Source organism: Melioribacteraceae bacterium (assembly GCA_035362835.1).
Taxonomy (GTDB): Bacteria; Bacteroidota; Ignavibacteria; order Ignavibacteriales; family Melioribacteraceae; genus DSXH01.
In genome coordinates, this window is sequence record DAOSDY010000002.1 from 342,305 (window position 1) to 368,367 (window position 26,063).

Sequence of the window (26,063 nt, forward strand, 5' to 3'; positions counted from 1 at the left end):
ATGCTTACAAAAAAGCTTCTTACAGCAAGGTGAAATATGAATAATCAGGAATACTTAATTGAAGAGTACAAGTCTTTACGCGAGGAAATCAAAGAAACTAAGTCAAGAATTTTTAAAACAATGGCTTTCGGTTTGTCAATTGTCCCGGCAACAAACTTTCTGGCTATGACCTACGAGCTGGATATTATCCTATTTACAACACCTATTCTGGTTATTGTATTAGCATTATTATACCTGTCAGAGAACCATGGTTTGATGCGGTGTGGAAGGTATATTTATTACGAGATTGAAAAAAAGATCGGTGAGGAAATAGGATGGGAACACTGGCTGGAAAGAAAAAGTCATTACGACCCAAGGAGTGTGGATAAACTTCTGTCAATTTCCTTCTATTTACTTTTCTTCGTTTATTTCAGTGCATCAGTATATTTGGCTTATTTAAGGGCTACGTTGCTTTTTTCATTAATCGCTTCGGCTCTTATTATTTCATTTTATGTGGCGATTGGCATCTGGTTTTTAATTTATCTTTTAAGGACAATAAGAGTTTCTACGCGTACAAAATTCGACCAAACAAAACTGCCGTGAACATTCTATTTTGAATCAGGAATGCGTTGAATGTATTGTACGATTTCCGGTAATCTAATATTGTTTGCTAATTCGGTTTTAATAGCTAGATTAATACTGGAATTTAGAAGTGACAAAGAATATTAGAATATTATGATATTTTTTATCAGACGGATAAATTTATGACGCGGTGTTTTGGAAGGACAAAAAATTTCAAGCGGTGTACCCGTCAGAATGTCTTTCTCTTCTGTAAAACTCATAGGTCCCAGCCGTTCTGGTGGCTGGTTTCGCTATTCAGTATTGCTGCTACTGTAATAACTGTTCTATCCGCTTTCAATTCCGGAATTGACCCGATTTCGGAATACACACGAGGATACACTTATTATGAGAACAAAAACTATGAAGAGGCAAGAAAATCCTTTCAGGATCTCTTCGACTATAAAACAGAATACCCAAATGCGGCCTATTATCTGGGCCTTGTGTTTCACAAATTGAACCGTCATAAAGAAGCATTGCTGACCTGGGAATTTGTTCCTGCGCTTGAGGAACATTACAAACTTAATTTTTTAAGGGGTTTGAGCGCGTTAACAATTCAGGATTATCAGCATGCTGAGGAATATTTTACCAAAGCAATACACGAGGTTAAACCTTATGATCAGATCCTTTTCTGGCAGTCGAGAATGTATGCCCTTTATTCTAAGATGAACAGAAACCTTGATCCGGCAATAATTCAGAGCGTTATCGAGTATTGTGAAATAGTAGACAATAATATAACACTCCATAGCAGCGGGACAGTCCGCGCGAATACAAAGATGGAACTTGATTTAACAATCTTTGGAACTTTGCTGAGTCAAAAGCAAAATTGTTTTTTCCTGCTAAATGAATTGTTGATTCGACTCTATTCTAAAAAAGAATACCACCTTGCTTTTAATTGTGCAATAAGGGCAGGAAACTATATGGACGGGCCTTTTACTACACCATTAGATATCAACCCTGAGTACTACAAGAATTATCTTCTGAATTTATCTAAGATACTGAAAAATATTAATAATGATTTTAAAAGTGATTTTCTTGCCAACGAAACAAAACTGTATAATTTGTTAAATAGAATTAAAGAGTCGAATAAAAGTATGCCGCAGATTTCGGATATCGCCCTTACGATTCGTTCAATTTACTTTGATATGCCGAATCCGGAAACCATCAAGCAGGGTGATTTTTACGTGACCTATGAGTGCAATGTTCAGGATGATAAAGGTATTGCTAGGTTTAAGATAGATCCTTTGCCTTTTAGCAAGGAAATAGTAGAAATGAATGCCGGGAATTCTAAGACGTATTCCTTTAATAGATCCTTTTTAATTGAGAAAGGGATGCTGATTGATAGAAATATTAAAATGAAAGTAACCGCTGTAGATAATGAAGGCGGAATAACAAGTGAGGAAATAATTCCTTCTATAACGGTAAAGGATTTTTAGCAATAGAAAATCTAATGAAAAATAGAAGTGTTGCCCAAAAGCGGTTTTAATATTTCAATCATATTTTTAATGCTTTATTAGTGTGCGTTGAAATTATTTGCTGCCGATCTTTCTATTATTAATCTTCCAGAAGCGTTTATATGTTAATGAAGAATCCGGATATATCTAAGAACCATTCAATTCTTGTTGATCTTATCGCTCCTTGCGGAATGAACTGCCGGCTCTGCTGGGGATTTATACGCGAGGAGAATAACTGTCCGGGCTGCCTCCGTAAAGAACTCAACGGAACAAAGAAATCCGAATACCGGTCCACCTGCGTAATAAAAAACTGTCCTCATTTAAAAAGAAGCGGGTCTCTTTACTGTTCTGAGAGATGCGGTAAATTCCCGTGCAGAAGATTGAAGCAGCTAGATAAGCGCTACATGACAAAATACGGAATTAGCATGATAGAGAATCTTACAATTATAAATGAAAAGGGGATCAGGTATTTCATACGTAATGAAAAATTGAAATGGGCCTGCAAAGAATGCGGCGGATTAATCTGTGTTCACAAACCGGCATGCATATGGTGCGGAAATAGTAGAAATTTGCCTGGGAAGGCCGGGTAATGTTGAATTGTATCGGCGGAAATAAATCTAAATAAATATCGGGTGACAAAATGAGTTCTGACTGGATTGCATATAACGAATTAGCTTGGGTGGACGACCTGCTTTCAGATCCGGATGAATACAGTGAGGAAGTATCAATTTATAATGATCTGATAAAAAGGAATTCCCGCCGTCTGCCTGAGACACTTCTTCATTTCGGAAGCGGGGCCGGCGGTCACGATGCATTTTTTAAGGAGCATTTTAATGTAACCGGAGTTGACCTGAGTACAGGAATGCTTAACAAAGCCCGCGCACGGCATCCGGAGATCGAATATATTGAAGGCGATATGAGGACCGTCCGCCTCAACCGGCTCTTCGACGCAGTTGTAATACCGGATTCTATCGATTATATGGCATCTGAGGAGAATCTTAATCTGGCGGTCATGAACGCATCACGGCATCTCAAACCGGGTGGAGTGCTACTTATTGTTGGAAAAACTTTCGAGACTTTCAGTAATAATAATTTTGCCTACACAGGTGAGAAAGACGGAATCCATTTAACCGTGCTCGAGAATAATTACATCAATCCTTATAAACCAGGTACTTACGAAGCTGCAATCTTCTACCTGATCCGGAAGGAAGGGGAGCTTACTGTCCGCTCGGAGATCCACCATCTCGGATTATTTCCGGAATCGGTTTGGGATAAGGCCTTTGCAGACGCAGGTCTTGAATTAAAGAAGGAACCTCTGAACGGATTATACCAGAAGAATCTTCTCGGCGAAGGGGAATACCCGTTAACGATTTTTCTCGGCATCAAACCTGAATAAACTTTTTGCAGATGAATCTAGATTACATTGAAATAATAACTAAGAACCACGAACGAAGAACCAAGAACCAGGATCATATGACTTTACGCGATAGAAAATTTTTCTTGTTCATTCTTTCGATTCTTTTACAACTTCTATTTCACAGTTGCACTTCAGAACATCAGGATGCAAAACTTATTTACCCTGAACACTGGTGGACTCCGGTTTATGATGAGAACAAACCTGCTTGGGAGATATTGCCTCAGGAGGCATTGCCGGGCGAGGTGATACTATCCAAAAGAAATGAGTTAGGACTCCTTTCCAATTTCGCACCCACGCCATTTGAATACCGGGGTAAGCGTTATGCCAGTCTTGAAGGATTCTGGCAGATGATGAAATACCCCGAAGGCCCGGAAGATCCCCGTTCATTATTCCCGGGGATCGAATGGAAATATACACGCGATCAGGTCTCGCAGCTTGCTTCTTTCGAAGCAAAGCGTGCGGGCGACCTTGCTGAAGAGAATATGCGGAGGATCGGAATTACATGGGTGACTTTTGAAGGAAGAAAATTTGAATACAGATCGGAAATTCCGGGTGAACATTTCAGATTGATCGTCGAGGCTATGCGGGAAAAGGTTGCTCAGAATCCTGATGTGAAGAGGGTGCTCTTATCGACAGGTAATTTGATTTTAAGACCCGACCATCATCAGGATCCCGAATCGCCGCCGGAGTGGAGATATTACGAAATACTTACGCAGATAAGAGATGAATTGAAACGTGAAAATAAATAATAGCGGAAGTGAGATTTTAATTAACGGAATAAATTATGGAAACTAAATTACTTACTGACAGCAGGGAATATCCCACAGAAGAAATTATCTTTTCTCACATCGGAAGAAGCAAATCGTTATGGAATTCTCTTTTCACAATTATTAAAACAGATTACCCTCAGATTTCAACCGAGTGGCGTTATTATAACGACGGTAAGAGCTGGCTTTTAAAAGCAATACAAAAATCCAAAACTATCTTCTGGCTCTCGATTGTTAAAAGCTCATTCCGGACGACTTTCTATTTCGGCGACAAAGCTGAAGAGTATATCCTAAGAAGTAGAATTTCTCCGGACTTAAAAAAGCAGTTTAGAGAAGGGAAGAGGTTCGGTAAGATCAGGGGGATAACAATCCTCTTTAAGACGAAGAAAGAGATCGATTACGCAATTGAATTGATAAATCTTAAACTGACTCTGAAATAAAAATAATTATTTAAAACTGCATAGTAGTTTCCCCTCTTTAAAAAGGAGGGAGATAACCATGTATTTTTTTAATAACTCTAATAAATTCAATGCGTCTCAATATTTGAAAATTTTGAATTTATGGGGGGAATTAAATAATGCTTAAGAACATTTCTCAAAACGGATTTGCACTTTTAGGTGCCGGATTATTCTGTATGACGGTCTCTTCGATCCTCGAACGTTTAACTGTGTACGGATCTTTCGTTGATTTTACTATAGGACTATTTCACGGAACTGCGGTAGTTGCATTCGGGGCTTCAATCTATTTCAACAGCAGAAGGAAAGTCCCGGTTAAAAACAGAGAAGAATAGATTTATTTTTGCAGCTGTGTAAGCTCTACTAAATAAAGTTCTGCAAATTTCTCCGCATCATCTTTCGATTTTGCTTCTACAATACACCTGATAATAGGCTCTGTATTCGATTTGCGCAGGTGAACCCAGTGATCCTCAAGATCTATTCTGAGCCCGTCGTCCAGATTAGTTTTAGCCGTCTTATACTTCTCAACCATTTTTCTTAGAATTTCATCGGGATTGGCGCTGCCGATTTCTATTTTCTTTTTTACAATGAAATACTCGGGAAGCGATTTTTTCAGCCGGCTCATCTTGCATCGCGCTTTCGCAAGATGCTGCAATGTAATTACAGTCCCTACGAGCGCGTCCCTTCCGAAATTCACATCGGGTACTATTACGCCGCCGCTCCCTTCTCCTCCTATGACGGCATCAACCTCTTTCATCTTCTTAACAACATTTGCCTCTCCAACAGGCGCGCGGAAAACTTTGCATCCGAATTCATTTGCCACATCATCTACTGCGCGTGTAGTTGAAAGATTAACAGCAACATTTCCTTTCTTCTTAGAGAGATAATACTTGACTGCCTGAGTGATCGTATTCTCCTCGCCGAACGGTTCGCCTTCTTCCGTAATCAATACCAGCCGGTCTACGTCGGGATCTACTACAATACCGATGTCGGCTTTATGCTTTCTCACTGCTTCCATTGTCTCGGTCAGATTTTCCGGGATCGGTTCCGGCAGCCGGGGGAAGACGCCGTTCTTTTCGCAGTTCAGCTCGATAACTTTACATCCGAGTTTCTTTAGAAGTTTGGGCATCGAATATGCACCGGCACCGTTAACGCAATCGAGAAGAACCCTGAACTTTCTGGTTTTTATTTTTTCGACGTCGATATGCTTCATATTGAGCACGGCATTGATATGATTATCAAGTCCTTTTGAGTAATCTGTAACATTCCCCAATTTATTCCACGGCGCAAAATGCCTTGTTGCTTCGTCCATCTTTTTCAGAAAATCAATATTCTCTTCGGGACTTAAAAACTCACCTTTACTGTTCAGAAGTTTGAGTGCATTCCATTCGTTCGGATTGTGGCTTGCGGAGATCTGTATTCCTCCGGCAGCGTTAAGGTGCTTTACATTGAACAGAACTGTTGGAGTTGGGCAGATGCCGATATCGATAACATCATTTCCTTTAGCGGTGAGCGTACCCACTATCAGATTTCTAACCATACCTCCGGAAATCCTTCCGTCACTTCCTAATACAATTTTTCCTGAACCGCAGAAATCGGCAAACGCAGCGGTTGAGCGGACTATCACTTCAGGATCGAGTCCGTCGCCTACGATTCCCCTGATACCCGAGATGCTTATCATCAATGTCGGCATATAACCTCTTCAGATATAATTCAAAAAGAAATCACGGATAAATTTAATAACTTTGACCTCAAAAATATCCTATTAAATGACCGAAAAGAAAAAATTTATTAGCAAAGTAAACCGGCTTCTTATAAAGCGTTTCGGAATTCCAGATAGGCAGAATCCTCTACCGGATCCGCTCGATACTCTTATAGCTACCATTCTTTCCCAGAATACCAACGACAATAATTCATACAGGGCTTACAAAAACCTGAAACAGAAATTCCAGGACTGGGATCAGATTCTAAATGTTAAACGTTCAGATATCGAGAGGATTATAAAAGTAGCGGGACTTTCAAAACAGAAATCAGCAGCAATTAAAAATGTAATCGAAGAACTCAATTGTAGGAATGATCTTAATTTGAGGAAAGTAAAACAGCTTGAGAGTGAAGATGCAATCGGATATCTCACGCAGTTTAAGGGGATTGGTGTTAAAACAGCATCGTGCGTACTTCTCTTTTCACTCGACCGGAATATTTGTCCGGTTGATACGCATGTTCACCGTACGGTTAACCGACTGGGAATTTTAAGCGAAAAGACTCCCGACAAAACTTTTCATTCGCTGAACAAAATTCTTCCGGAAGGAATAGCTCATTCATTTCACACAAATCTGATCAAACTTGGCAGGGAAATCTGCAAGCCGGCAAACCCGGCCTGCGCATTCTGTCCGGTCGAAAAAATCTGCCGGTATGATAAGAAGAATTTTTCGGGTTCTTTGGGTAAGGTCAGGAATTCTTTTCTATTATTGGATAATGTTTAGTAGGACGAGGATACTTCAGAGCCGGAACGGCCGAACAGATATTGGGGGATTTTAAATTGAAGAATATGAACGAATGGTACAGAATCTCTGTTAAATTCAAAAAAGAGCTTAAGTTTGTTTTAAGGGCTTAGTTGATTATATTTCCAGGCCAATTCTAAAATCTTTTCGGTGAAAATAATGGGAAAACAGTACGAAATTGCGGTTTTAGGCGGCGGTCCCGGCGGTTATGTCGCAGCAATTAGAGCCGGCCAGCTCGGTTTCAAAACAGTTGTAATTGATAAGGACAATCTGGGCGGTGTCTGCCTCAACTGGGGATGTATCCCAACCAAATCTCTCCTGAAGAATGCCGAGATATTCGACCTGATGAAAAATCACTCATCCGATTTCGGTATAACAGTAGAAGGACTCTCATTCGATTTCAACAAGATAATAAAGAGGAGCAGGGACATTTCAGACCGGATAACAAAAAATGTGGAACTGCTCGTTAAGAAAAATAAAGTTGACAGAATCCGCGGATTCGGAAAGATTGTATCGAAGAATCAGATCGATATTTATGACAATGATGGGAAGAAAACCGATTCGATAAATGCCGATAGGATAATTATTGCTACAGGCGCCCGTCCCAAAACTTTCCCGTCGATTCCGGTCGATAGAAAAAACATCATTACTTCAACAGAAGCGATGATACTCGAGAAGCAGCCGAAAGACCTTATTGTAATCGGTGCCGGCGCTATCGGTGTTGAGTTCGCTTATTTCTATTCTGTTCTCGGTACAAAAGTTACTATTATTGAAATGATGAAGAACATTCTTCCAATTGAAGATAAAGAAGTTTCCGAGACTCTCGAAAAGAATTTTAAGAAGAGAGGAATAGATATCTATACATCTACTAAAGTTGAAAAGGCTGAAGTAACTAAAGATGGAGTTGCTGTAAAAGTTGAAAAGGATGGAAAGAAGATTGAATTGAAAGCCGAAAAGGTTTTAAGTGCTATTGGCGTTACGGGGAATATAGAAGGATTCGGATTAGAGGAATTGGGAGTTGAGATTGAAAGAAATCATATCAAGGTTGACAAAAGCACATATCAGACTAACATTCCGGGTATTTACGCAATCGGTGATGTAATCGGCGCGCCATGGCTCGCTCACGTAGCAAGTGCCGAAGGTATTCACTGTGTTGAAACTATTAAAGGATTACACGCAGCGCCTGTTAATTACGAAACAATTCCGGGATGTACTTATTGTATTCCTCAGGTTGCGAGTGTAGGAATGACAGAAGCCAAAGCCAAAGAAGCCGGATATGAAGTAAAGATCGGCAAGTTTCCGTTTATGGCGAGCGGAAAAGCATTCGCTGCGGGTGAACGTGACGGATTTGTCAAACTTGTATTCGATGCTAAATACGGGGAGCTGCTCGGTGCCCATATCATTGGTCCGGAAGCAACCGAACTTATCTCCGAGCTTACTCTTGCAAAATCGATGGAAGCTACATACGAAACAATTGTAAAGACAGTTCACGCGCATCCTACATTGTCGGAATCTGTAATGGAAGCGGCAGCAAATGCATATGGCGAATCAATCCACATATAGAAAATTCGATTACAGCGACCTCGGCCTTGTCGATTATAAAGTAGCCTGGGATTTGCAGAAGGAAATTTTTAATCTCCGCCTTCAAGGTGAAATAAACGATACGTTCTTCCTGCTCGAGCATCCCCATACTTATACGCTCGGCAAAGTTGCTGACAAAGAGAATCTGATCAGCAATGAAGAACAGCTAAAGGAACTCGGAGTTAATGTTTACGAGATCGACAGGGGCGGCGATATTACATATCACGGTCCGGGGCAGATTGTAGGCTACCCGATTATCAGCCTGAACGACTGGAAACAGGATACTCATGAATATCTGCGCGGTCTAGAAGAAGTAATAATGATGACGTGTATTGAATACGGAATAAAGACGGAACGTAATCCGAAGTATACGGGTGTATGGATCGGTCAGAGGAAGATTGCCGCAATCGGAATTAAAGTGAGCAGGTGGATTACAATGCACGGATTCGCGTTTAATATTAATACCGACCTTAATTATTTCGGCGGAATAATTCCCTGCGGTATTAGAGATAAAGAAGTAACATCTTTGCAAAAAGAACTAGGCAGAGAAATCAGTCTAACCGAAGTGAAAGAAAAGCTTGTTGATAATTTTAAGAAAGTCTTCGGCTACGATCATTTTACAACCCGTGAAAAAGAAGGTTATTTAAAAACATTAATCACTCTTACTTAGAGTCTTTGTGAATTAACGGTAAATTTATTTTACTGGAAAAACACCTGGACAAAAAAACAGAGGTAAATCGATGGCAAAAGAAAAAACAGAAGCGGTAATCGATAAATCAAACGGAAAAACTCCTACGGGCAAGATTGATTCATTCGGCGGTATGACCAAAGATGAATTGATGAACGCACTCAGGATAATGAGCGTTTCAAGGTCGATCGACAATAAAGTAATGACGCTTATCAAACAGGGTAAAGCATTCTTTCTAATCTCCGGTGCCGGTCACGAGGCAACTCAGGTGGCTTTCGGGCTAGCAATGCAGAAGGGTGTTGATTGGGCTTATCCTTATTACCGCGACATGTGCTTTTCAATTTCAGTGGGAACAAAGCCGGAGGATCTCTTCCTCGCGTTCCTCGGCAAAGCTGACGATCCTTTAACAGGCGGACGCCAGATGCCTTGTCACTGGTCTTCTAAAGAAGCAAACATTCCTACTCAGTCGAGTCCTACAGGCACTCAATTTCTTCAGGCGGTAGGTACTGCCCTTGCAATGAAAAAGAAAGGAATCAATGGAGTTGTTTACGTTAGTGCCGGTGAAGGAACGACTTCTCAGGGTGAATTTCACGAAGCGGTTAACTGGGCTTCGCGCGAAAAGCTTCCGGTAGTATTCGTAATTCAGAATAACAGGTGGGCTATCTCTGTTCCGGTTCAGGATCAGACAGGCGGAAAAAATGCCTCGGTCTCTGAAATGATGAAAGGATACGAGAATTTATTGAGAATGGAAGTGGACGGAACAGATTTCCTGCAGGTCCATGCAGTCGCTCAATCGGCATTCAAGTATGCACGCCAGGGTAAAGGTCCCGCTCTTGTCGAAGCACATGTAGTGAGATTGTTTTCGCATTCATCATCGGATGATCAGAAGAAATACCGTCCAGATGATTCCCTTCAGGAGGATTTGAAGAAGGATCCGATCAGAATGTTTGCGGAAAAACTTATCAGCAAAGGCGTTCTTACAGAACTGGCTTACGAAGAATTTAAAAAAGAAATTAACGACCATGTTACAGAAGCAGCCGACTGGGCATTAAAACAGTCCGAGCCGGATCCAAAGACTGCCGAATTATATGTTCTGGATGAATCAGGAAAGCGCGACCGTCTCGAATACGAAAAGCTGATGCATGAAGGAAGTCCGGTTGTAATGGTGGATGCTATCAACCACGCTTTACGCGAGGAGATGGACCGTAACGATAAGATCTTTGTCTTCGGTGAGGATGTTGCAGACGGGAAGGGAGGAGTCTTTACTGCAACTAAAGGACTCTCAACAAAATTCGGAAACGATAGAGTCTTCAATTCTCCTCTTGCGGAAGCGAGCATAGTAGGAGTTGCAACCGGAATGGCTCTGGCAGGATTGAAGCCGTGCGTCGAAATTCAGTTCGGGGATTATATCTGGCCCGCGTTTATGCAGTTCCGCGATGAGATAGTAATGTACCGTTACCGTTCGAACAATCTCTTCGAAGCTCCAGTAGTGACCAGAGTTGCTGTTGGCGGTTACATTCACGGCGGATTGTACCACAGTCAGAATATCGAAAGCTTCTTCGCCCATATGCCGGGGATTTTAATTGCTTATCCATCCAATGCCGCAGACGCGAAAGGCCTGCTTAAAACATCTTTACGTCTTAATGATCCTGTTCTGTTCCTGGAGCATAAAGGTTTGTACCGGCAGAGTTATTCAACATCTCCGGAACCGGATGCGGATTATCTGGTCCCGTTCGGTAAAGCGAAAGTAGTTAAGGAAGGTTCCGATCTTTCTATCATTACATACGGCGCAATGGTGCACGAATCGAATTTCGCGGTTAAAAAACTTGAAGAGGAAGGCTACTCGGTCGAAATAATCGATCTGAGGACAATCGCACCTCTCGATGTTGATGCTATTTATAAATCTGTTAAGAAAACGGGCAAGGTAATTGTGATTCACGAAGATACTCTCACCGGCGGATTCGGAGCCGAGATCGCCGCACTAATTACGGAAAACTGTTTTCAGTCTCTCGATGGTCCTGTAAAAAGAATCGCAGCAAAGGATACACCTATTCCTTACGCGCCTACTCTGGAATATGCGGTGCTGCCTACGCGGGATAGAATTTACAGAGAAGTAAAACAATTGCTGGAATACTAAAATCAGAAAAAATATTTTTTGATATTCAATTTTGAGATTCTTCGTTCAGCCAAAACGGAAAGAGGAATTACAAGGGAGAAAAAATGAAAGTTGAAATTGTGATGCCGAAAATGGGGGAGAGTATTAATGAAGGTACTCTCATTAAGTGGCATAAGAAAAAAGGGGACCGTGTTAAGAAAGACGAGATTATTTATGAAATCAGTACCGATAAAGTCGATACCGAAATACCCAGTCCGGAGGACGGAGTTCTGGTAGATATAAAAGTTTTTGAACAGGAGACCGTTGAAGTCGGCTCGGTGGTAGCCGTTATTGATACCGATGGAGAATCTGCACCGCTTCCGAAAGAGGAGAAGAAAGAGGAGATTCCATCAACTACTCAGGTAGGCGGCGATCTCGTAGATGTTCCGATGCCCAAAATGGGTGAATCCGTTATGGAAGGAACGATAATCAAATGGCATAAAAAACCGGGCGATTCAGTAAAAAGAGACGAGATAATTTTCGAAATAAGCACCGATAAAGTTGATACAGAAGTCCCTTCGCCTGTAGACGGCACAATCTCTGAAGTTCTTTTTAAAGAAAATGATACGGTTGAAGTCGGAGTAGCTGTTGCACGAATTCTTACTACAACCGGAATCTCCAAACCGAAAGAAGCCGTTAAGGAAACGGTTCAGGAGAAAAAAATTGAAAAGCCGGCGGAAACAGTTCAGCAGACTATTTCCAAAACCCAGCAGGCACCGCAAGCCCAGTCAGGCAGCAGGTTTTATTCTCCGCTTGTACTCAACATCGCAAGTACCGAAGGAATTTCGATGGCTGAACTTGAAATGATTCAGGGTTCCGGAATTGGAGGAAGAGTATCCAAGAATGATGTGATAAACTATCTGCAGAATAAAAGGTCGGGCAAGTCCGCAGTCGAATTCAAAGTTGATCAGATCAAACCGCAGGCCGAACAGAAATTTGAACAGCCATCATTCTCTCATGGTGAGCGTGTTAAACTGATTCCGATGGATAATATCCGGCAGAGGATTATGTATCATATGGTCAACAGCAGAGATACTTCCGTTCACGTTACTGCCATGATAGAAGTTGATATGTCGAGAATTCATAATTTTATTGAGAAGCACCGGAATGAATTCCTTCAGAAGGAAGGATTGAAACTTACGTACATGGCATTTATTACTTATGCTGCAATAAAAGCCTTGAAAGAGTACCCCATGATGAACGCTTCGATAGACGGTAATAACATCGTTGTTAAAAATTATATCAACCTCGGAATTGCCGTTGCCGTGGAGCCGAACGGACTTATTGTACCTAACATCAAGAATGCGGACGAAAAAAATATTCGCGGATTAGGCAAAGCGATTACGGATCTTGGCAACCGCTCGCGCACAAAGAAGCTTGTTCCGGATGATATAATGGACGGCACATTCTCTATTACCAATTACGGTGTATTCGGATCGCTTTTCGGAACGCCGATTATCAATCAGCCCGAAGTCGGAATTCTCGGAGTCGGTGCCGTTACTAAGAAACCGGTTGTGGTTGAGATCGACGGAATGGAACATATTGCGATTAAACCGATGATGTACCTTTCTCTGAGTCACGATCACAGGCTTGTAGACGGAATGCTAGGCGGAAAATTCCTTAAATCGGTTAAAGATACACTGGAAAATTTTGACACTAACATCGTTTAGTTTAAGAAAAACAAGATTATGAACAGGATCATGATCAGGAACAGGATCAAGATCAGGAACAGGATCAAGATCAGGAACAGGATCAAGATCAGGAACAGGATCAAGATCGAAAATAGCGGGACGGAAAATGATTAATCAACATCAGAAAAAATTTGCGGAAGAGATTGAGAAAGAAAGGCCTGAATTAGGTAAGAGACCCGACTGGCTGAAAGTTAGATTGCCGAGCGGAGAAAATTATAAAAAGGTTTTCGAGCTGATGCGAAAAAGCAAACTTAATACTGTTTGCGAGGAAGCTAAATGCCCAAATCTTGCAGAGTGCTGGAACAGAAAGACAGCCACATTTATGATCCTCGGCGATACGTGTACACGAAGCTGCGGCTTCTGTAATGTTAAAGTCGGTATGCCTACAGAACTCGATCTCGATGAACCGCGCAGAGTTGCAGAATCAGTTGAGTCGATGGGACTCCGCCATGCCGTCATAACATCGGTTAACCGGGATGAATTGAAAGACGGCGGCGCTTCAATATTTTCAGAGACAGTCCGATTGATCCGCGAAAAAATGCCTCAGACAACGATTGAAATTCTGATACCGGATTTTAAAGGTGAAGAAGAATCATTTGAAATTATTATGAAAAATCCTCCCGATATTCTCAACCATAATCTTGAAACCGTTCAACGGCTTTATCATGCTGTAAGACCACAGGCGAAATATGAACGGAGCCTTGAGTTAATAAGATGGTTTAAAGATAAAGGCTTACGTACTAAAAGCGGAATTATGGTAGGAATCGGAGAAACCCAAGAGGAAGTATTCGAATTAATTAAGAATTTGTATGATCATGGTTGCGAGATAATGACGATAGGGCAGTATCTTCAGCCGACAAAAAACCATTTACCTGTTCACAGGTTCGTAACGCTCGATGAATTTCAGTCATACAAAGTTTTCGGTCTGAAGACCGGTCTTAAGGCTGTTGAATCATCGCCTTTAGTCAGGAGCTCATATCATGCAGATAAACATGCTGAACTGGTTTGACAGTTTCCGATTCAATAATCAAATAATTCCGATTTTCTCACTCTTTTTACGAAAATCCTGAATAATTCTCATTACTGAAAACCAGAGAATTGGTCTTTATTCAAATTAAGAAACTCAGGAAATCACACCCGTTTTTTAATAAATAATCCTTATTTTTCATCAGTAATAATTGGTAATCCGTTTCACTTTTTGGCACGTAAGTTTCTATATTTTCAGCAAGAAAAACAGAGCAGAATGCCAAGAATTCTAATCGAAATAAAAAAAATTGTAATTCACCCGAAGGGTTATAGATAATCTATAACCTTTTTCGTTTTAAATAACTGATGAGGTAACAAATGGCAAAAGTAAAAGGGGATATTTTAATTGATCTCGAGAAGTGTAAAGGGTGTGAACTCTGCGTTGCAGCCTGTCCGCAGGAATCCCTTGAACTCTCCCGTAAATTAAATTCCAAGGGTTATCATTATGTGGTCAAAATAGAAGATAATTGTACAGGTTGTACTAACTGCGCGCTCGTTTGCCCTGAAGGCATTATTAAAGTCTACAGGAAAACAGATAAGAAAAAAGAACAGATAGCAACCATAAGTAATGTAACCGGTGACATAACAGTAACGGTGCAATCATGAAAGAATTAAGATTAATGAAGGGGAATGAAGCTCTCGCAGAAGCAGCAATCCGTGCCGGATGCGATGCTTATTTCGGCTATCCGATTACTCCACAATCGGAAGTACTGGAATACCTTGCTAACGAAGCCAAGAAAAGAACCGGAATGGTTGTTCTGCAGGCGGAAAGTGAAGTTGCTTCAATCAATATGATCTATGGTGCGGCCGGTACAGGAAAAAAAGTTATGACTTCCTCCTCATCACCCGGAATAAGTCTTATGCAGGAAGGGATCTCATACATTGCCTGCGCCGAACTTCCGTGTCTGCTTGTGAATGTTGTGAGAGGCGGCCCGGGATTAGGAACAATTCAGCCATCGCAGGGTGATTATTTCCAGGCAGTTAAAGGAGGCGGCCACGGTGATTATAGACTGATAGTTCTTGCCCCTTCCACAGTTCAGGAAATGGTGGACCATGTTAAACTCGGATTCGAACTTGCATTCAAATGGCTTAATCCTGTTATGATTCTCGCCGATGGTGCGCTTGGACAGATGATGGAAAAGGTAGAGCTTTTTCCGCAGATGGAGAGAACCAACGAAATTTATTCGTGGGCAACTACCGGTAAAACAAAAGATAGAGAAAGATCTATTATCACATCGCTTCATATACAGCCGGATAAAATGCAGGAAATAAATATTCATCTTCAGAAAAAATATAAACAGATTGTAGAAGAAGAGATCCGCTATGAAATGACAGGCTGCGAAGATGCTGAACTTGTTCTTGTAGCATTCGGATTGGTTGCAAGAATTTGTGAGAAAGCAGCAAGCCTTGCCAGAGAGAAAGGAATTAAGGTCGGAGTTTTCAGACCCATTTCATTATTCCCTTATCCATACACCGTATTGAATCAGCTGGCTGATAAAGTAAAAGGATTTTTAACAGTAGAAATGAATGCAGGGCAGATGGTTGAAGATGTCCGGCTTGCAGTTAACGGAAAAATCCCTGTTGATTTTATCGGAAGGATGGGCGGAATTATTCCGACTCCGGAAGAGATATTAAAAAAGATAGAAGAAATTCATGTAGGAGAAATGGTATGAACGAGAAGAGAATGATAGAAGAGGAAAAACACTACGAGAATATGATTGCAGAAGAGAGTGTCTGCACAAGTGATAACCTCGTTTACGAAAAACCCGAAACTCTGACTGATACCCCGATGCACTACTGTCCTGGCTGCGGTCATGGCGTCGCTCACCGGCTTATAGCAGAGGTTATAGACGAGTTAAAAATTCAGGATAAAACGATCGGTGTTGCGCCCGTAGGATGTTCCGTATTCGCATATAATTATTTAAATATCGACATGACCGAAGCGGCTCACGGACGAGCATCTGCAGTTGCTACAGGTATTAAACGAGTCCTCCCCGATAAATACGTCTTCTCGTATCAGGGTGACGGAGACCTTGCTGCAATCGGGACAGGTGAAACTCTTCATACGTGCAACCGGGGCGAAAACATTCTGATAGTTTTTATTAATAACGGAATTTATGGTATGACAGGCGGACAGATGGCGCCTACTACACTCGTCGGTATGAAATCTACTACAACACCGTTCGGCCGAGAAATAGAAGTAATGGGAAATCCGCTTAAGATTACGGAATTAGTTGCGCAGCTCCCCGGAGTTTATTACTGTACACGCGTTGCAGTTAATACTCCGAACAATGTCCGCAAAGCTAAGAAAGCTATTATGAACGGATTCAAGTACCAGGAATTGAAGAAAGGTTTGAGTTTTGTTGAAATAGTTTCCAACTGTCCTTCCAACTGGAAAATGACACCGGTTGAATCGAATAAATGGATGGAGGAGAATATGCTTCCATTCTATCCGCTCGGAGATATTAAAGTACCACAGAACCCGCCCAAGGCGGATAAGGAGAATTGATATGACAGAAGAAATTATCATTGCAGGATTCGGAGGTCAGGGTGTATTGTCGATGGGTCAGATCCTCTGTTACGGCGGAGTAATCGAAGGTAAAGAAGTAAGCTGGATGCCTTCTTACGGTCCGGAAATGAGAGGCGGAACAGCAAACTGTATCGCAATTATCAGCGATACCAGAATCAGTTCACCGATACTTACAAAGTTCGATACTGTAATTGCACTTAATCAGCCCTCGCTCGATAAATTTGAACAGGCAGTAAAATCCGGAGGACTCTTAATTTATGAAGCCAGTACAATTCTAAATCCTCCAACAAGAACCGATATTGAGATTGTTCCGATCGAAGCTGCTAATGAAGCAACAAAACTGAATAATTCCAAAGTAATGAATATGATTATACTCGGTGCGCTTCTTAAAAAGAAACCTGTTATAACTTTCGAAAGTGCGCTCGAAGGATTAAAGAAAGTTCTGCCGGAAAGATATCATAAACTGATTCCTCTTAATAAATCTGCAATGGAAAAGGGGATGGAACTGGCAGATGTGATAACTGCAAATTCCTGATCCTATCACTTAATAAGAATGCCCACATTTATTCAAGGTCTCTTTTCGAGACCTTGAATTCATATCAAACTTGACTATCAGAGTAAAAAATATTCCTAAAAGTGATTGAAAAATTTTACTTGGATATCCGATAATAAAGTGATAAAAGTGACGGGTCTAACATAATATCAGCCCGGTAATTATTATTATCTAAATAGGAATTCTGGAAGACAGATTTTATACAGGTCAGATTTGCAGTTTTTAAAATCTGTTATAATTGTTTTTTTCATTTCGTAAATTATATTAGTGATAGATGATAGTAATTGAACTTATATATAGCCTTTCTCTGCTTGTGGCGATGATTATTCTTTCCGGATTTATAAATGAAAAATTCGATAGAGAAGATTTAACAGCGAAGATTCTACAGGGAATACTCTTCGGCACAGCGGCATTTATTGGAATGCTAAATCCATTCGAACTTGAGAAAGGTATTTTTTTCGACGGTAGAACAATTGCAATAAGTCTCTGTACATTTTTTTTCGGTCCGGTATCGGGAATTATTTCTCTTATCCCACCGCTCGTCTACAGAGTTTTTGCAGGCGGTCCCGGGATCTACATGGGGATTGGTACGATCCTTTCTTCGTTTCTTATAGGGGCGCTTTTCCTTAAGAAGAAGAGATCTGCAAAGTCAATTGATAATCTCGACTTTTATCTGCTCGGATTAATTGTACATATTATAATGCTGCTGCTAGTATTCACGCTTCCGTCAAAGAATATTTTACCGACATTAAAATCACTTGCATTCACAATTATTGCAATCTATCCGCTGATTAGTATGCTGATAAGCAAAATACTACTGGATCAGGAACAGAAGAAGAAAGCATTTCATACAATCAAACAGAACGAAAAGCTGTTCCGCACCACTCTTTATAGTATCGGGGACGGTGTTATAACCACAGATACTGAAGGTAGAGTTCAGCAGATGAACCGGGTTGCCGAATATCTTACCGGATGGCCGGAATCTGATGCAAAAAATAGTTTGCTGGATGATGTCTATACTGTTTATGATGACAGTAAAAGAATCCGTTCTGAAAGCCGTCTACGGTTTATACAAAAACCGGATTCAAATACAGGCCGTGAATCTTCAGCCATACTTATTTCTAAGTCGGGAAATGAGATCCCTGTTTCTGACAGCGGTGCACCAATAATTGATGAGAAAGGTGAAGTGATCGGTTCCGTCCTGATTTTCAGGGACCAGACTAAAGAAATGGAGAAGCAGCGTCTGCTTGCAGAAAGCGAAGCCAAACTTAAGCGGGCCGAATCGATTGCCGGTACCGGAAACTGGGAGATTGATTTAAACACGGGTCTGATCTACGGTTCGGATGGAGCTCAGAAAATATACGGTGTCAACAGGGATTCTTGGAAATTATCCGATATTCAGAAAATACCTCTTCCGGAATACCGTGAAGAATTGAACAAAGCTCTTCTAAACCTTATCCAGAATAATGAACCATATGATGTCGAATTCAAAATCAAACGGGGGGATGGCAAGATTCTTAATATTCACTCGGTTGCCGAATACGATAAAGAAACTAATAAAGTATTCGGGGTTATGGAAGATATTACGTATAAGAAAGAAGCGGAGATAAAATTAAAAGCTGACGAAGAATTGTTCAGAGCAATCTCAAATCTTACGATGGATTACCTTTTTTCTACATCGCTTAGTGAAGAAGGCAAACTGGTTCATAACTGGTTTGGCGGTGCATTCGAAAAGCTGACCGGTTACTCATTCGAAGAATACAGGGAAAGAGGAGGTTGGATGTCGATGCTCCACCCCGAAGATATTGAAGTTGATAATAAGGCGATGCAGAAATTGTTTAAAAACGAAAATGCCGTTACAGAAGTAAGAACAATCCACAAAAACGGAAGTGTTGTCTGGGTCCGTGTCTATGCTAAACCGGTCTGGGATAATGAAAAAAACAGGCTTAAAGGGATTCAGGGAGCCGTCCAGGATATAACCGAATTTAAACGTTCTCAACTTATTCAGCAGATTCAGTATAATATTGCCAATGCTGTAACAACCTCTATTAAAACAGCAGAGCTTTTTGCAATGGTTCGAAAGGAACTTTCTCAATTAATGGATACGAAAAATTTCTTTGTCGCATTCTATGATGAGAAAACAGATACTCTTAAAGCTGATCTGGACAGAGATGAAAAGGATGAGATCGGAACCTGGTCGGCAAAAAAATCTTTGACGGGGTATTTGATCAATCAATCAAAAACACTCCTGCTTACTAAAAATGAGATAATTGAATTGAGTAATAAAGGTGCAATAGAACTTGTTGGTTCCTTGCCCGAAGTCTGGCTTGGAGCTCCGCTCAAAATAAACAGCAAAGTTATCGGGGCTGTAGTAATCCAGAATTATCACGACCGCAATGCTTATGATCAAACGAGTCAGAAAATCTTCGAGGTAATAGCCAACCAGCTTTCATTATATATCCAGAGGAAGAAAGCTGAAGAGGATCTGCTGGTTCTGGCAAGGGCAATTCATCAGAGTCCCCTCACAATTATTATTACCGATACTTCCGGCAAAATTGTCTATACAAATCCGAGCATTACAAAATCGACCGGTTACAGTATAGAAGAGGTAATAGGTCAGAATACAAGAGTATTCAGTTCTAAACACCACCCGCCTGAATTTTATAAAAATTTATGGGAGACAATTCTGTCCGGCAAAGATTGGGAGGGAGAAATTCTAAATAAAAACAAGAAGGGAGAACTCTTCTGGGAGCATCAGATAATTTCACCCGTGATAAACGAAGAAGGAATTACAACCAACTTCATAGCATTGAAAGAGGATGTAACTGAAAAGAAGAATATGATAGAAGAGATTATTAGAGCTAAAGAAAGGGCTGAAGCTTCCGAAAGATTAAAAACAGAATTTCTGGCGCAGATCTCACATGAAATCAGAACTCCTATAAATATTATGTCCAGCAACGCACAGTTGATTAAGGATGAAGTGGAGAGCTTTATAGATGAGGAAGTACTCGGACTTTTTTCAAGCATAGCACGCGCATCACACCGGATGATTAGAACAGTCGATCTGATACTTAATATGTCTGAACTCCAGACCGGTGCTTACAGACCTGTGTATAAGGAGATAAATCTGGATACCGACATACTGCAATCACTGCAGATCGAATATCTTCATCTTGCTCAAAGCAAAAAGCTTACGATTGAGTACATCTGTGAAACTGAGAATCCTATAATTGAAGCCGACGAATATAGCGTTATGCAGATTTTTGCAAACCTGATTGATAATGGAATTAAATATACAGATGCCGGTAAAATTTCGATCAGGCTTTTTGAAAATCAAGCCTCGGAAAAAATTGTTGAAATTAAAGATACCGGTATCGGCATGAATAGAGATTTCCTTGAAAGAATTTTTGAGCCGTTCGTCCAGGAGGAACACGGATATACGAGATCCTTCGAAGGGAATGGTTTGGGATTGGCGCTCGTTAAAAATTACTGTGAACTTAATAATGCCGAAATAGAAGTTGAAAGTGAAAAAGGATCCGGTTCAAAATTCAGGGTTACATTCAGGAACAGGGTGCCGAATATCTGATTCTTCTGTAAAAATTAGTTAATTCAACTTCCCCTTATCGTTAAAAATGCCTTCAGAATAACAGTATATCACTTTGGAAATAAGCTCATTTCTTTCTAATTTTACACGCAAAATTTTGAATTTTAGGGAGAAAAATGGGACTGAATCAAGGTACAATCATTCAGGTTATCGGACCTGTAATCGATATAGATTTTGAAGGCGGAAAGCTTCCAAATATTTATAATTCAATCAAAATTCCAAGAAAAGATCTGGAGGGGAAGGACCAGGAATTGATTGTTGAAGTCCAGCAGCACCTCGGCGAAAACCGGGTTAGAACCGTTGCTATGGATTCAACGGATGGACTGGTCAGAGGTATGAAGGCTTTCGATACCGGCGAACCGATCTCCGTTCCTGTTGGACCCGAAACTCTCGGCCGACTTATTAATGTAATTGGAGAAGGGATCGATGGACTAGGAACAGATATTAAAACGAAAAAACGTTACGGTATTCACCGCCACTCTCCTAAGTTCGAAAATCTTACTACAAAACAGGAAATGTTCGAAACCGGTATAAAGGTAATCGACCTTCTGGAACCTTATACAAAAGGAGGTAAGACAGGACTGTTCGGAGGCGCAGGTGTAGGCAAGACAGTTATTATTCAGGAACTGATTCACAATATTGCAAAGCAGCATGGCGGTTATTCGGTATTTGCAGGTGTAGGTGAAAGAACTAGAGAAGGAAACGACCTCTGGCTCGAAATGAAGGAATCGGGTGTATTACCGAAAACAGCGCTGGTATTCGGACAGATGAATGAACCGCCGGGAGCCCGTTTAAGAGTTGGATTAACCGGCCTTACTATTGCAGAATATTTCAGAGATGAAGAGGGAAGAGACGTATTATTATTTATCGATAATATTTTCCGTTTTACACAGGCAGGTTCGGAAGTTTCCGCTCTGTTAGGCCGTATGCCTTCGGCAGTTGGATATCAGCCGAATCTGGCAACTGAAATGGGAGAATTACAGGAGAGGATTACTTCAACTGCAAAAGGATCGATCACTTCAGTTCAGGCGATTTACGTACCTGCGGACGACTTAACGGATCCGGCTCCCGCAACTGCATTCTCGCACCTCGACGCAACAACTGTGTTGAGCAGGCAGATTTCCGAGCTTGGAATTTATCCCGCGGTAGACCCTCTTGATTCAACTTCTAGAATTCTACAGCCGGATATAGTTGGTAACGAACACTATTCAGTCGCTAAACAGGTAAAAGAGATTCTACAGGCTTATAAAGACCTTCAGGATATTATTAATATTCTTGGAATGGATGAACTTTCCGACGACGATAAGGTGACCGTCCGTCGGGCAAGAAGAATCCAGAGATTTTTAAGTCAGCCTTTCCATGTTGCAGAGCAGTTCACAGGATTCCCGGGTAAATACGTTAAGCTCGAGGATACAATCAGAAGCTTTAAGGAGATACTCGAAGGAAAGCACGATAATCTTCCAGAGCAGGCATTTATGTATGTCGGTACAATTGAAGAAGCCGTTGAAAAAGCGAAGACCCTGGCATGATAAAAGAACTGAATGTTGAAATAATTACTCCGTCTAAATCGGCATTCGCCGGCAAGGTTAAATCGATCTCCCTACCAGGTACGCTTGGAAACTTTCAGGTCCTTTTTAATCACGCTCCTTTACTAAGTACTTTTGAAATCGGCAGAATTAAAATTGTTGATCTGAATGATAAAGAATCCGAATACGCTACCGGCGGAGGTACAGTAGAGGTTCTTGCTAATAAAATCCTAGTTCTGGCCGATAGTTTTGAATCGAAAGAGGATATTGATATTGAGCGTGCTGCAAGATCGCTTGAAAGAGCAAAGGAGAGAATTGCTAATAAGAACAGAGAGAAGATTGATGAAGTAAGGGCTGAAGCTTCATTGCAGAGAGCACTTAACAGAATTAAATTTGCCGGAAATTAAGTGAAGTAAAAAATACAGATTCAAATAAAAAACCCCGCATGCACGGGGTTTTTTATTATAGATTATTGTTTTCTTCTTATTTAACTGAAGCGAATCTCTTTGCAACTGCATCCCAGTCAACAACATTCCACCATGCATTCAGGTAATCAGGTCTGCGGTTCTGGTAATTGAGGTAATACGCATGTTCCCAAACGTCAATTCCTAGTACCGGGAATCCTTTCACATCGGCAACGTCCATTAATGGATTATCCTGATTCGGTGTAGAAGAGACTACAAGTTTTCCGTCGGAAACAACCAGCCATGCCCATCCTGAACCGAAACGGGTAGCGCCCGCATTATTTACAAGATCTTTGAATTTATCGAATGAACCGAATGTGCCGTTAATTGCGTCGGCAAGAGAACCGGTTGGAAGACCGCCTTTATTGGGGCCCATAATATTCCAGAACATTTCGTGGTTATAATGGCCACCGCCGTTATTACGGATAGCGGCAGGGAGTTTGGACATCATGCTGAACATTTCTTCGAGAGTCTTTCCTGACAGGTCTGCATTCCCCTCAAGGGCTTTATTCAGGTTGTTAACATAAGCAGCGTGATGTTTACCGTGATGTATTTCCATAGTTTTAGAATCTATATGCGGTTCAAGTGCATTAAAAGCATACGGAAGTGGTGCTAATTCAAACTTACTCATTTTATTACTCCAATCTATTTTTTGATTTAATTTGTTTGTAATACCTTCTATTTTAGTCATACCGCCTGCTATAGTCATAAGACCGAGCGATGTGATAAAGTTTCTTCTCTTCATTTTATACTCCGAAAGATTCACCGCAACCGCAGGTTTTTGTCGCGTTGGGATTATTGAATACAAATCCTCGACCATTAAGACCATCGCTGAAATCGAGTGTAGTGCCGGATAAATAAAAAAGGCTCTTGCCGTCTACATAAATTTTAATACCCTCTTTTTCGATAACAGTATCGCCTTCCTTCAATTCCCCATCAAAGCCGAGCTGATAAGTTAATCCTGAACAACCACCGCCTTTAACTCCAACCCGTAGTGCAAAATCTGAAGGGATAGCGTTCTCTTCTTTTATTCTATTTATCTGTTTGACCGCTTTTTCCGTGATTTCAATATCATTTTGAATTGCAGATGCCGAGCTCATATTTAGATCCTTTAATTTATCGCAGCTTCTGAACTATTAACAACCTTATTTACTAAAAAATTCACTTTCCAAGTATTATTTCCGACTTTTTTTATTTCATTTGTTTGTTCAAGGAAATCGGTGAATTCAATTGCAATCTTTTCACACTCTGAATAACGCAGAAATTTCTCCTTTCTTTCGAAATAACTCTTTACTGCATATAAAACATCCCTTAAAAAAATATTCGAATTGTTGTAGACCGGGTATTTCTCTTTCATAAAATTGATGAAAATCTCTTTGTTCGATTTCAATTCGTTCAAATATTCCATGATAATTCCTTTCGTTGATTTAGTAGGATTAGATTAAAAAATGAAGAAAAAGACTCAAACTAATTTAATTGAGGGAAAAAGTAAAAAAGCTGAGATAAAAACGCAAGAATTGTAATTAAGTTCTTATAGACCCAGAATTACCAGACAGCTTTTTGCCAGATCGACCATCGGCGTAAAATAGATTCCGAAAACCAATACCGGAATAACCAGTACGAGCACGAGAATCCTGTTCCCGAAAGATGGAATAATAGCCGGAGTTGATTCTCCCGGTTTTGTAAGGTACATATGTTTTAACACTCTTACATAGTAATAAAGGGAGACAACGGAATTTAACAAAGCAATTATTGCTACAACAATCATCTTTGCGTCTACAAGTGCAATAAAAAGATAAAGCTTGCCGATAAATCCGGCTGTAGGCGGTAATCCTGTTAATGATATCAGGAAGATTGATAGTGCGACTCCTAAGAGTGGTGAAGTATATCCGAGTCCGTCATAATCATCTATCTCTTCGGAATTTGTCTTGTTGGCAATTAACATAACAACAAGGAATGCGCCAAGATTCATAATAAGATAAACAATAAAATAGATCAGGATTGCAAGGAGTCCCTGGTTGGAAAAGACCACAAGACCAAGTAAAATATATCCTGCATGGGCAATACTTGAATAGGCAAGCATTCGTTTGAGATTACTCTGCCACAGGGCCGAGAAATTACCGAGTGTCATTGTCAGAATTGAGATGGCAATTAGAATTGACTGCCAGTCGAAAACGTCGATTAAAGACCAGTTTCCGTTTTCATCTATGTAGGAAACAAATGTGGTTTTTACGAAGCGGATCAGCAGAGCAAATCCAGCAGCTTTGCTAGCTACAGAAAGAAATGCAGTAATTGTTATCGGGGCGCCTTCGTAAACATCCGGAGTCCAGAAATGGAAAGGGACTGATGAAATTTTATATCCGATTCCGGCAAGTATCAAAATAATTGAGAAGGATAGTGTAAATAGATTGATATGCGGTCCCTGGATCAGCGAATTGATTACATAAAGATTAGTACTTCCTGTCATTCCGTAAACTATTGAGATTCCGAAGAGCATCAAACCTGATGAAACCGATCCGTAGATTAAATATTTAAGTGATGCTTCACTGTTTCTGTCCCGCAGTTTGGTAAATCCGGCAAGTACATATGATGAAAGAGAAAGTAATTCAAGCGAAAGATAGATCAGAATTAAATCGGTTGCCGAAATTAAAAAGAGCATGCCCAGTATCATTCCGAAAATCAGAGCGTAATATTCCCCAATTCGTCCCTGAATTTTCTGTATCTCATCGGAAGAAATGGAGAAGAAAAGGATTAGAAGGGAAGAGGCGATTACAATCAGTTTGAAAAACACACCGAAAGAATCAACTGTAATTAATCCGTAATCTCTTATCGATTGATTAGAGGATTGGAAACCGAATCCGGAAATACTGAATTGGTTAATTACAAAAGCACCGGTTACAGCAATACCGATTCCGGCGATATAGGGAATCAACCGTTTGTCTTTATGAAAGATCAGGTCTGCAAGTACAAGAATTATAAGTCCCGCAGATAAAACGATTTCCGGAAGGATCAGGTTGATCGATTGATATAAATTGTTAAGTTCCATTCTCTAAA

The 26,063-nt window shown here is 40.6% G+C and carries 25 protein-coding genes; 20 read left to right on the top strand and 5 right to left on the bottom strand.

Annotated elements, in window-relative coordinates:
- Positions 1 to 36: 36 nt before the first annotated feature.
- From PLZ15_08660 to PLZ15_08690, 7 genes are all read left to right on the top strand, one after another.
- Complete coding sequence (locus tag PLZ15_08660) at positions 37 to 582, top strand: hypothetical protein (GenBank protein ID HOI29813.1); 546 nt, start codon at positions 37 to 39, stop codon at positions 580 to 582.
- A 161-nt stretch (positions 583 to 743) separates the two neighbouring features.
- The gene (locus tag PLZ15_08665; GenBank protein ID HOI29814.1) at positions 744 to 2,033 is read left to right on the top strand and encodes a tetratricopeptide repeat protein; all 1,290 of its coding nucleotides are present in this window, start codon (positions 744 to 746) and stop codon (positions 2,031 to 2,033) included.
- Between the two features lie 140 nt (positions 2,034 to 2,173).
- Positions 2,174 to 2,641: a hypothetical protein gene (locus tag PLZ15_08670; GenBank protein HOI29815.1), complete on the top strand. Its 468-nt coding sequence runs from the start codon at positions 2,174 to 2,176 to the stop codon at positions 2,639 to 2,641.
- Positions 2,642 to 2,691: 50 nt separating this feature from the next.
- Positions 2,692 to 3,447, top strand: a complete 756-nt coding sequence (locus PLZ15_08675) for a class I SAM-dependent methyltransferase (protein HOI29816.1) — start codon at positions 2,692 to 2,694, stop codon at positions 3,445 to 3,447.
- 11 nt (positions 3,448 to 3,458) lie between these two features.
- Complete coding sequence (locus PLZ15_08680; protein ID HOI29817.1) at positions 3,459 to 4,217, top strand: NADAR family protein; 759 nt, start codon at positions 3,459 to 3,461, stop codon at positions 4,215 to 4,217.
- A 35-nt stretch (positions 4,218 to 4,252) separates the two neighbouring features.
- Positions 4,253 to 4,675: a DUF3788 family protein gene (locus PLZ15_08685; protein HOI29818.1), complete on the top strand. Its 423-nt coding sequence runs from the start codon at positions 4,253 to 4,255 to the stop codon at positions 4,673 to 4,675.
- 137 nt (positions 4,676 to 4,812) lie between these two features.
- Positions 4,813 to 5,025, top strand: coding sequence for a hypothetical protein (locus tag PLZ15_08690; GenBank protein HOI29819.1), 213 nt, complete (start codon positions 4,813 to 4,815; stop codon positions 5,023 to 5,025).
- A gap of 2 nt (positions 5,026 to 5,027) precedes the next feature.
- Here the strand turns inward: PLZ15_08690 and glmM are convergent, their stop codons facing one another.
- Complete coding sequence (gene glmM / locus PLZ15_08695) at positions 5,028 to 6,383, bottom strand: phosphoglucosamine mutase (GenBank protein HOI29820.1); 1,356 nt, start codon at positions 6,381 to 6,383, stop codon at positions 5,028 to 5,030.
- A gap of 76 nt (positions 6,384 to 6,459) precedes the next feature.
- On the opposite strand from glmM, the gene PLZ15_08700 reads away from it, so the two are divergent.
- From PLZ15_08700 to atpC, 13 genes are all read left to right on the top strand, one after another.
- A complete protein-coding gene (locus PLZ15_08700; protein ID HOI29821.1) occupies positions 6,460 to 7,173 on the top strand; it encodes an endonuclease III in 714 nt (237 codons plus the stop codon).
- A gap of 177 nt (positions 7,174 to 7,350) precedes the next feature.
- Entirely contained in the window at positions 7,351 to 8,754 is a 1,404-nt protein-coding gene (lpdA, locus tag PLZ15_08705) for a dihydrolipoyl dehydrogenase (protein ID HOI29822.1), read from the top strand.
- On the top strand, positions 8,732 to 9,442 hold the full coding sequence (lipB, locus tag PLZ15_08710; protein HOI29823.1) for a lipoyl(octanoyl) transferase LipB: 711 nt from the start codon (positions 8,732 to 8,734) through the stop codon (positions 9,440 to 9,442). The genes lpdA and lipB overlap by 23 nt, the downstream gene beginning before the upstream one ends.
- Before the next feature lie 70 nt (positions 9,443 to 9,512).
- Complete coding sequence (locus PLZ15_08715) at positions 9,513 to 11,597, top strand: dehydrogenase E1 component subunit alpha/beta (GenBank protein ID HOI29824.1); 2,085 nt, start codon at positions 9,513 to 9,515, stop codon at positions 11,595 to 11,597.
- 83 nt (positions 11,598 to 11,680) lie between these two features.
- Positions 11,681 to 13,285 carry a 2-oxoglutarate dehydrogenase, E2 component, dihydrolipoamide succinyltransferase gene (gene sucB, locus PLZ15_08720; GenBank protein ID HOI29825.1) on the top strand — a complete coding sequence of 535 codons (1,605 nt, stop codon included), beginning with the start codon at positions 11,681 to 11,683 and terminating at the stop codon, positions 13,283 to 13,285.
- Positions 13,286 to 13,412: 127 nt separating this feature from the next.
- Positions 13,413 to 14,315, top strand: a complete 903-nt coding sequence (gene lipA, locus PLZ15_08725; GenBank protein ID HOI29826.1) for a lipoyl synthase — start codon at positions 13,413 to 13,415, stop codon at positions 14,313 to 14,315.
- Between the two features lie 335 nt (positions 14,316 to 14,650).
- On the top strand, positions 14,651 to 14,938 hold the full coding sequence (locus tag PLZ15_08730) for a ferredoxin family protein (protein ID HOI29827.1): 288 nt from the start codon (positions 14,651 to 14,653) through the stop codon (positions 14,936 to 14,938).
- Positions 14,935 to 16,005, top strand: coding sequence for a 3-methyl-2-oxobutanoate dehydrogenase subunit VorB (locus PLZ15_08735; GenBank protein HOI29828.1), 1,071 nt, complete (start codon positions 14,935 to 14,937; stop codon positions 16,003 to 16,005). The genes PLZ15_08730 and PLZ15_08735 overlap by 4 nt, the downstream gene beginning before the upstream one ends.
- On the top strand, positions 16,002 to 16,841 hold the full coding sequence (locus PLZ15_08740; protein HOI29829.1) for a thiamine pyrophosphate-dependent enzyme: 840 nt from the start codon (positions 16,002 to 16,004) through the stop codon (positions 16,839 to 16,841). The genes PLZ15_08735 and PLZ15_08740 overlap by 4 nt, the downstream gene beginning before the upstream one ends.
- A 1-nt stretch (position 16,842) precedes the next feature.
- Positions 16,843 to 17,397, top strand: coding sequence for a 2-oxoacid:acceptor oxidoreductase family protein (locus tag PLZ15_08745; protein ID HOI29830.1), 555 nt, complete (start codon positions 16,843 to 16,845; stop codon positions 17,395 to 17,397).
- Positions 17,398 to 17,689: 292 nt separating this feature from the next.
- Positions 17,690 to 21,001, top strand: coding sequence for a PAS domain S-box protein (locus PLZ15_08750; protein HOI29831.1), 3,312 nt, complete (start codon positions 17,690 to 17,692; stop codon positions 20,999 to 21,001).
- Positions 21,002 to 21,135: 134 nt separating this feature from the next.
- On the top strand, positions 21,136 to 22,548 hold the full coding sequence (atpD, locus tag PLZ15_08755; GenBank protein ID HOI29832.1) for a F0F1 ATP synthase subunit beta: 1,413 nt from the start codon (positions 21,136 to 21,138) through the stop codon (positions 22,546 to 22,548).
- Entirely contained in the window at positions 22,545 to 22,952 is a 408-nt protein-coding gene (gene atpC, locus PLZ15_08760) for an ATP synthase F1 subunit epsilon (GenBank protein ID HOI29833.1), read from the top strand. The genes atpD and atpC overlap by 4 nt, the downstream gene beginning before the upstream one ends.
- Positions 22,953 to 23,028: 76 nt before the next feature.
- Here atpC and PLZ15_08765 read toward each other — a convergent pair whose 3' ends face one another.
- The 4 genes from PLZ15_08765 to PLZ15_08780 form a co-directional block, all read right to left on the bottom strand.
- The gene (locus PLZ15_08765) at positions 23,029 to 23,640 is read right to left on the bottom strand and encodes a superoxide dismutase (protein ID HOI29834.1); all 612 of its coding nucleotides are present in this window, start codon (positions 23,638 to 23,640) and stop codon (positions 23,029 to 23,031) included.
- A gap of 115 nt (positions 23,641 to 23,755) precedes the next feature.
- Positions 23,756 to 24,109 carry an iron-sulfur cluster insertion protein ErpA gene (gene erpA / locus PLZ15_08770; GenBank protein HOI29835.1) on the bottom strand — a complete coding sequence of 118 codons (354 nt, stop codon included), beginning with the start codon at positions 24,107 to 24,109 and terminating at the stop codon, positions 23,756 to 23,758.
- An 11-nt stretch (positions 24,110 to 24,120) separates the two neighbouring features.
- A complete protein-coding gene (locus PLZ15_08775) occupies positions 24,121 to 24,417 on the bottom strand; it encodes a hypothetical protein (GenBank protein HOI29836.1) in 297 nt (98 codons plus the stop codon).
- 123 nt (positions 24,418 to 24,540) lie between these two features.
- Positions 24,541 to 26,055 carry an NADH-quinone oxidoreductase subunit N gene (locus PLZ15_08780; protein ID HOI29837.1) on the bottom strand — a complete coding sequence of 505 codons (1,515 nt, stop codon included), beginning with the start codon at positions 26,053 to 26,055 and terminating at the stop codon, positions 24,541 to 24,543.
- Positions 26,056 to 26,063: the final 8 nt, after the last annotated feature.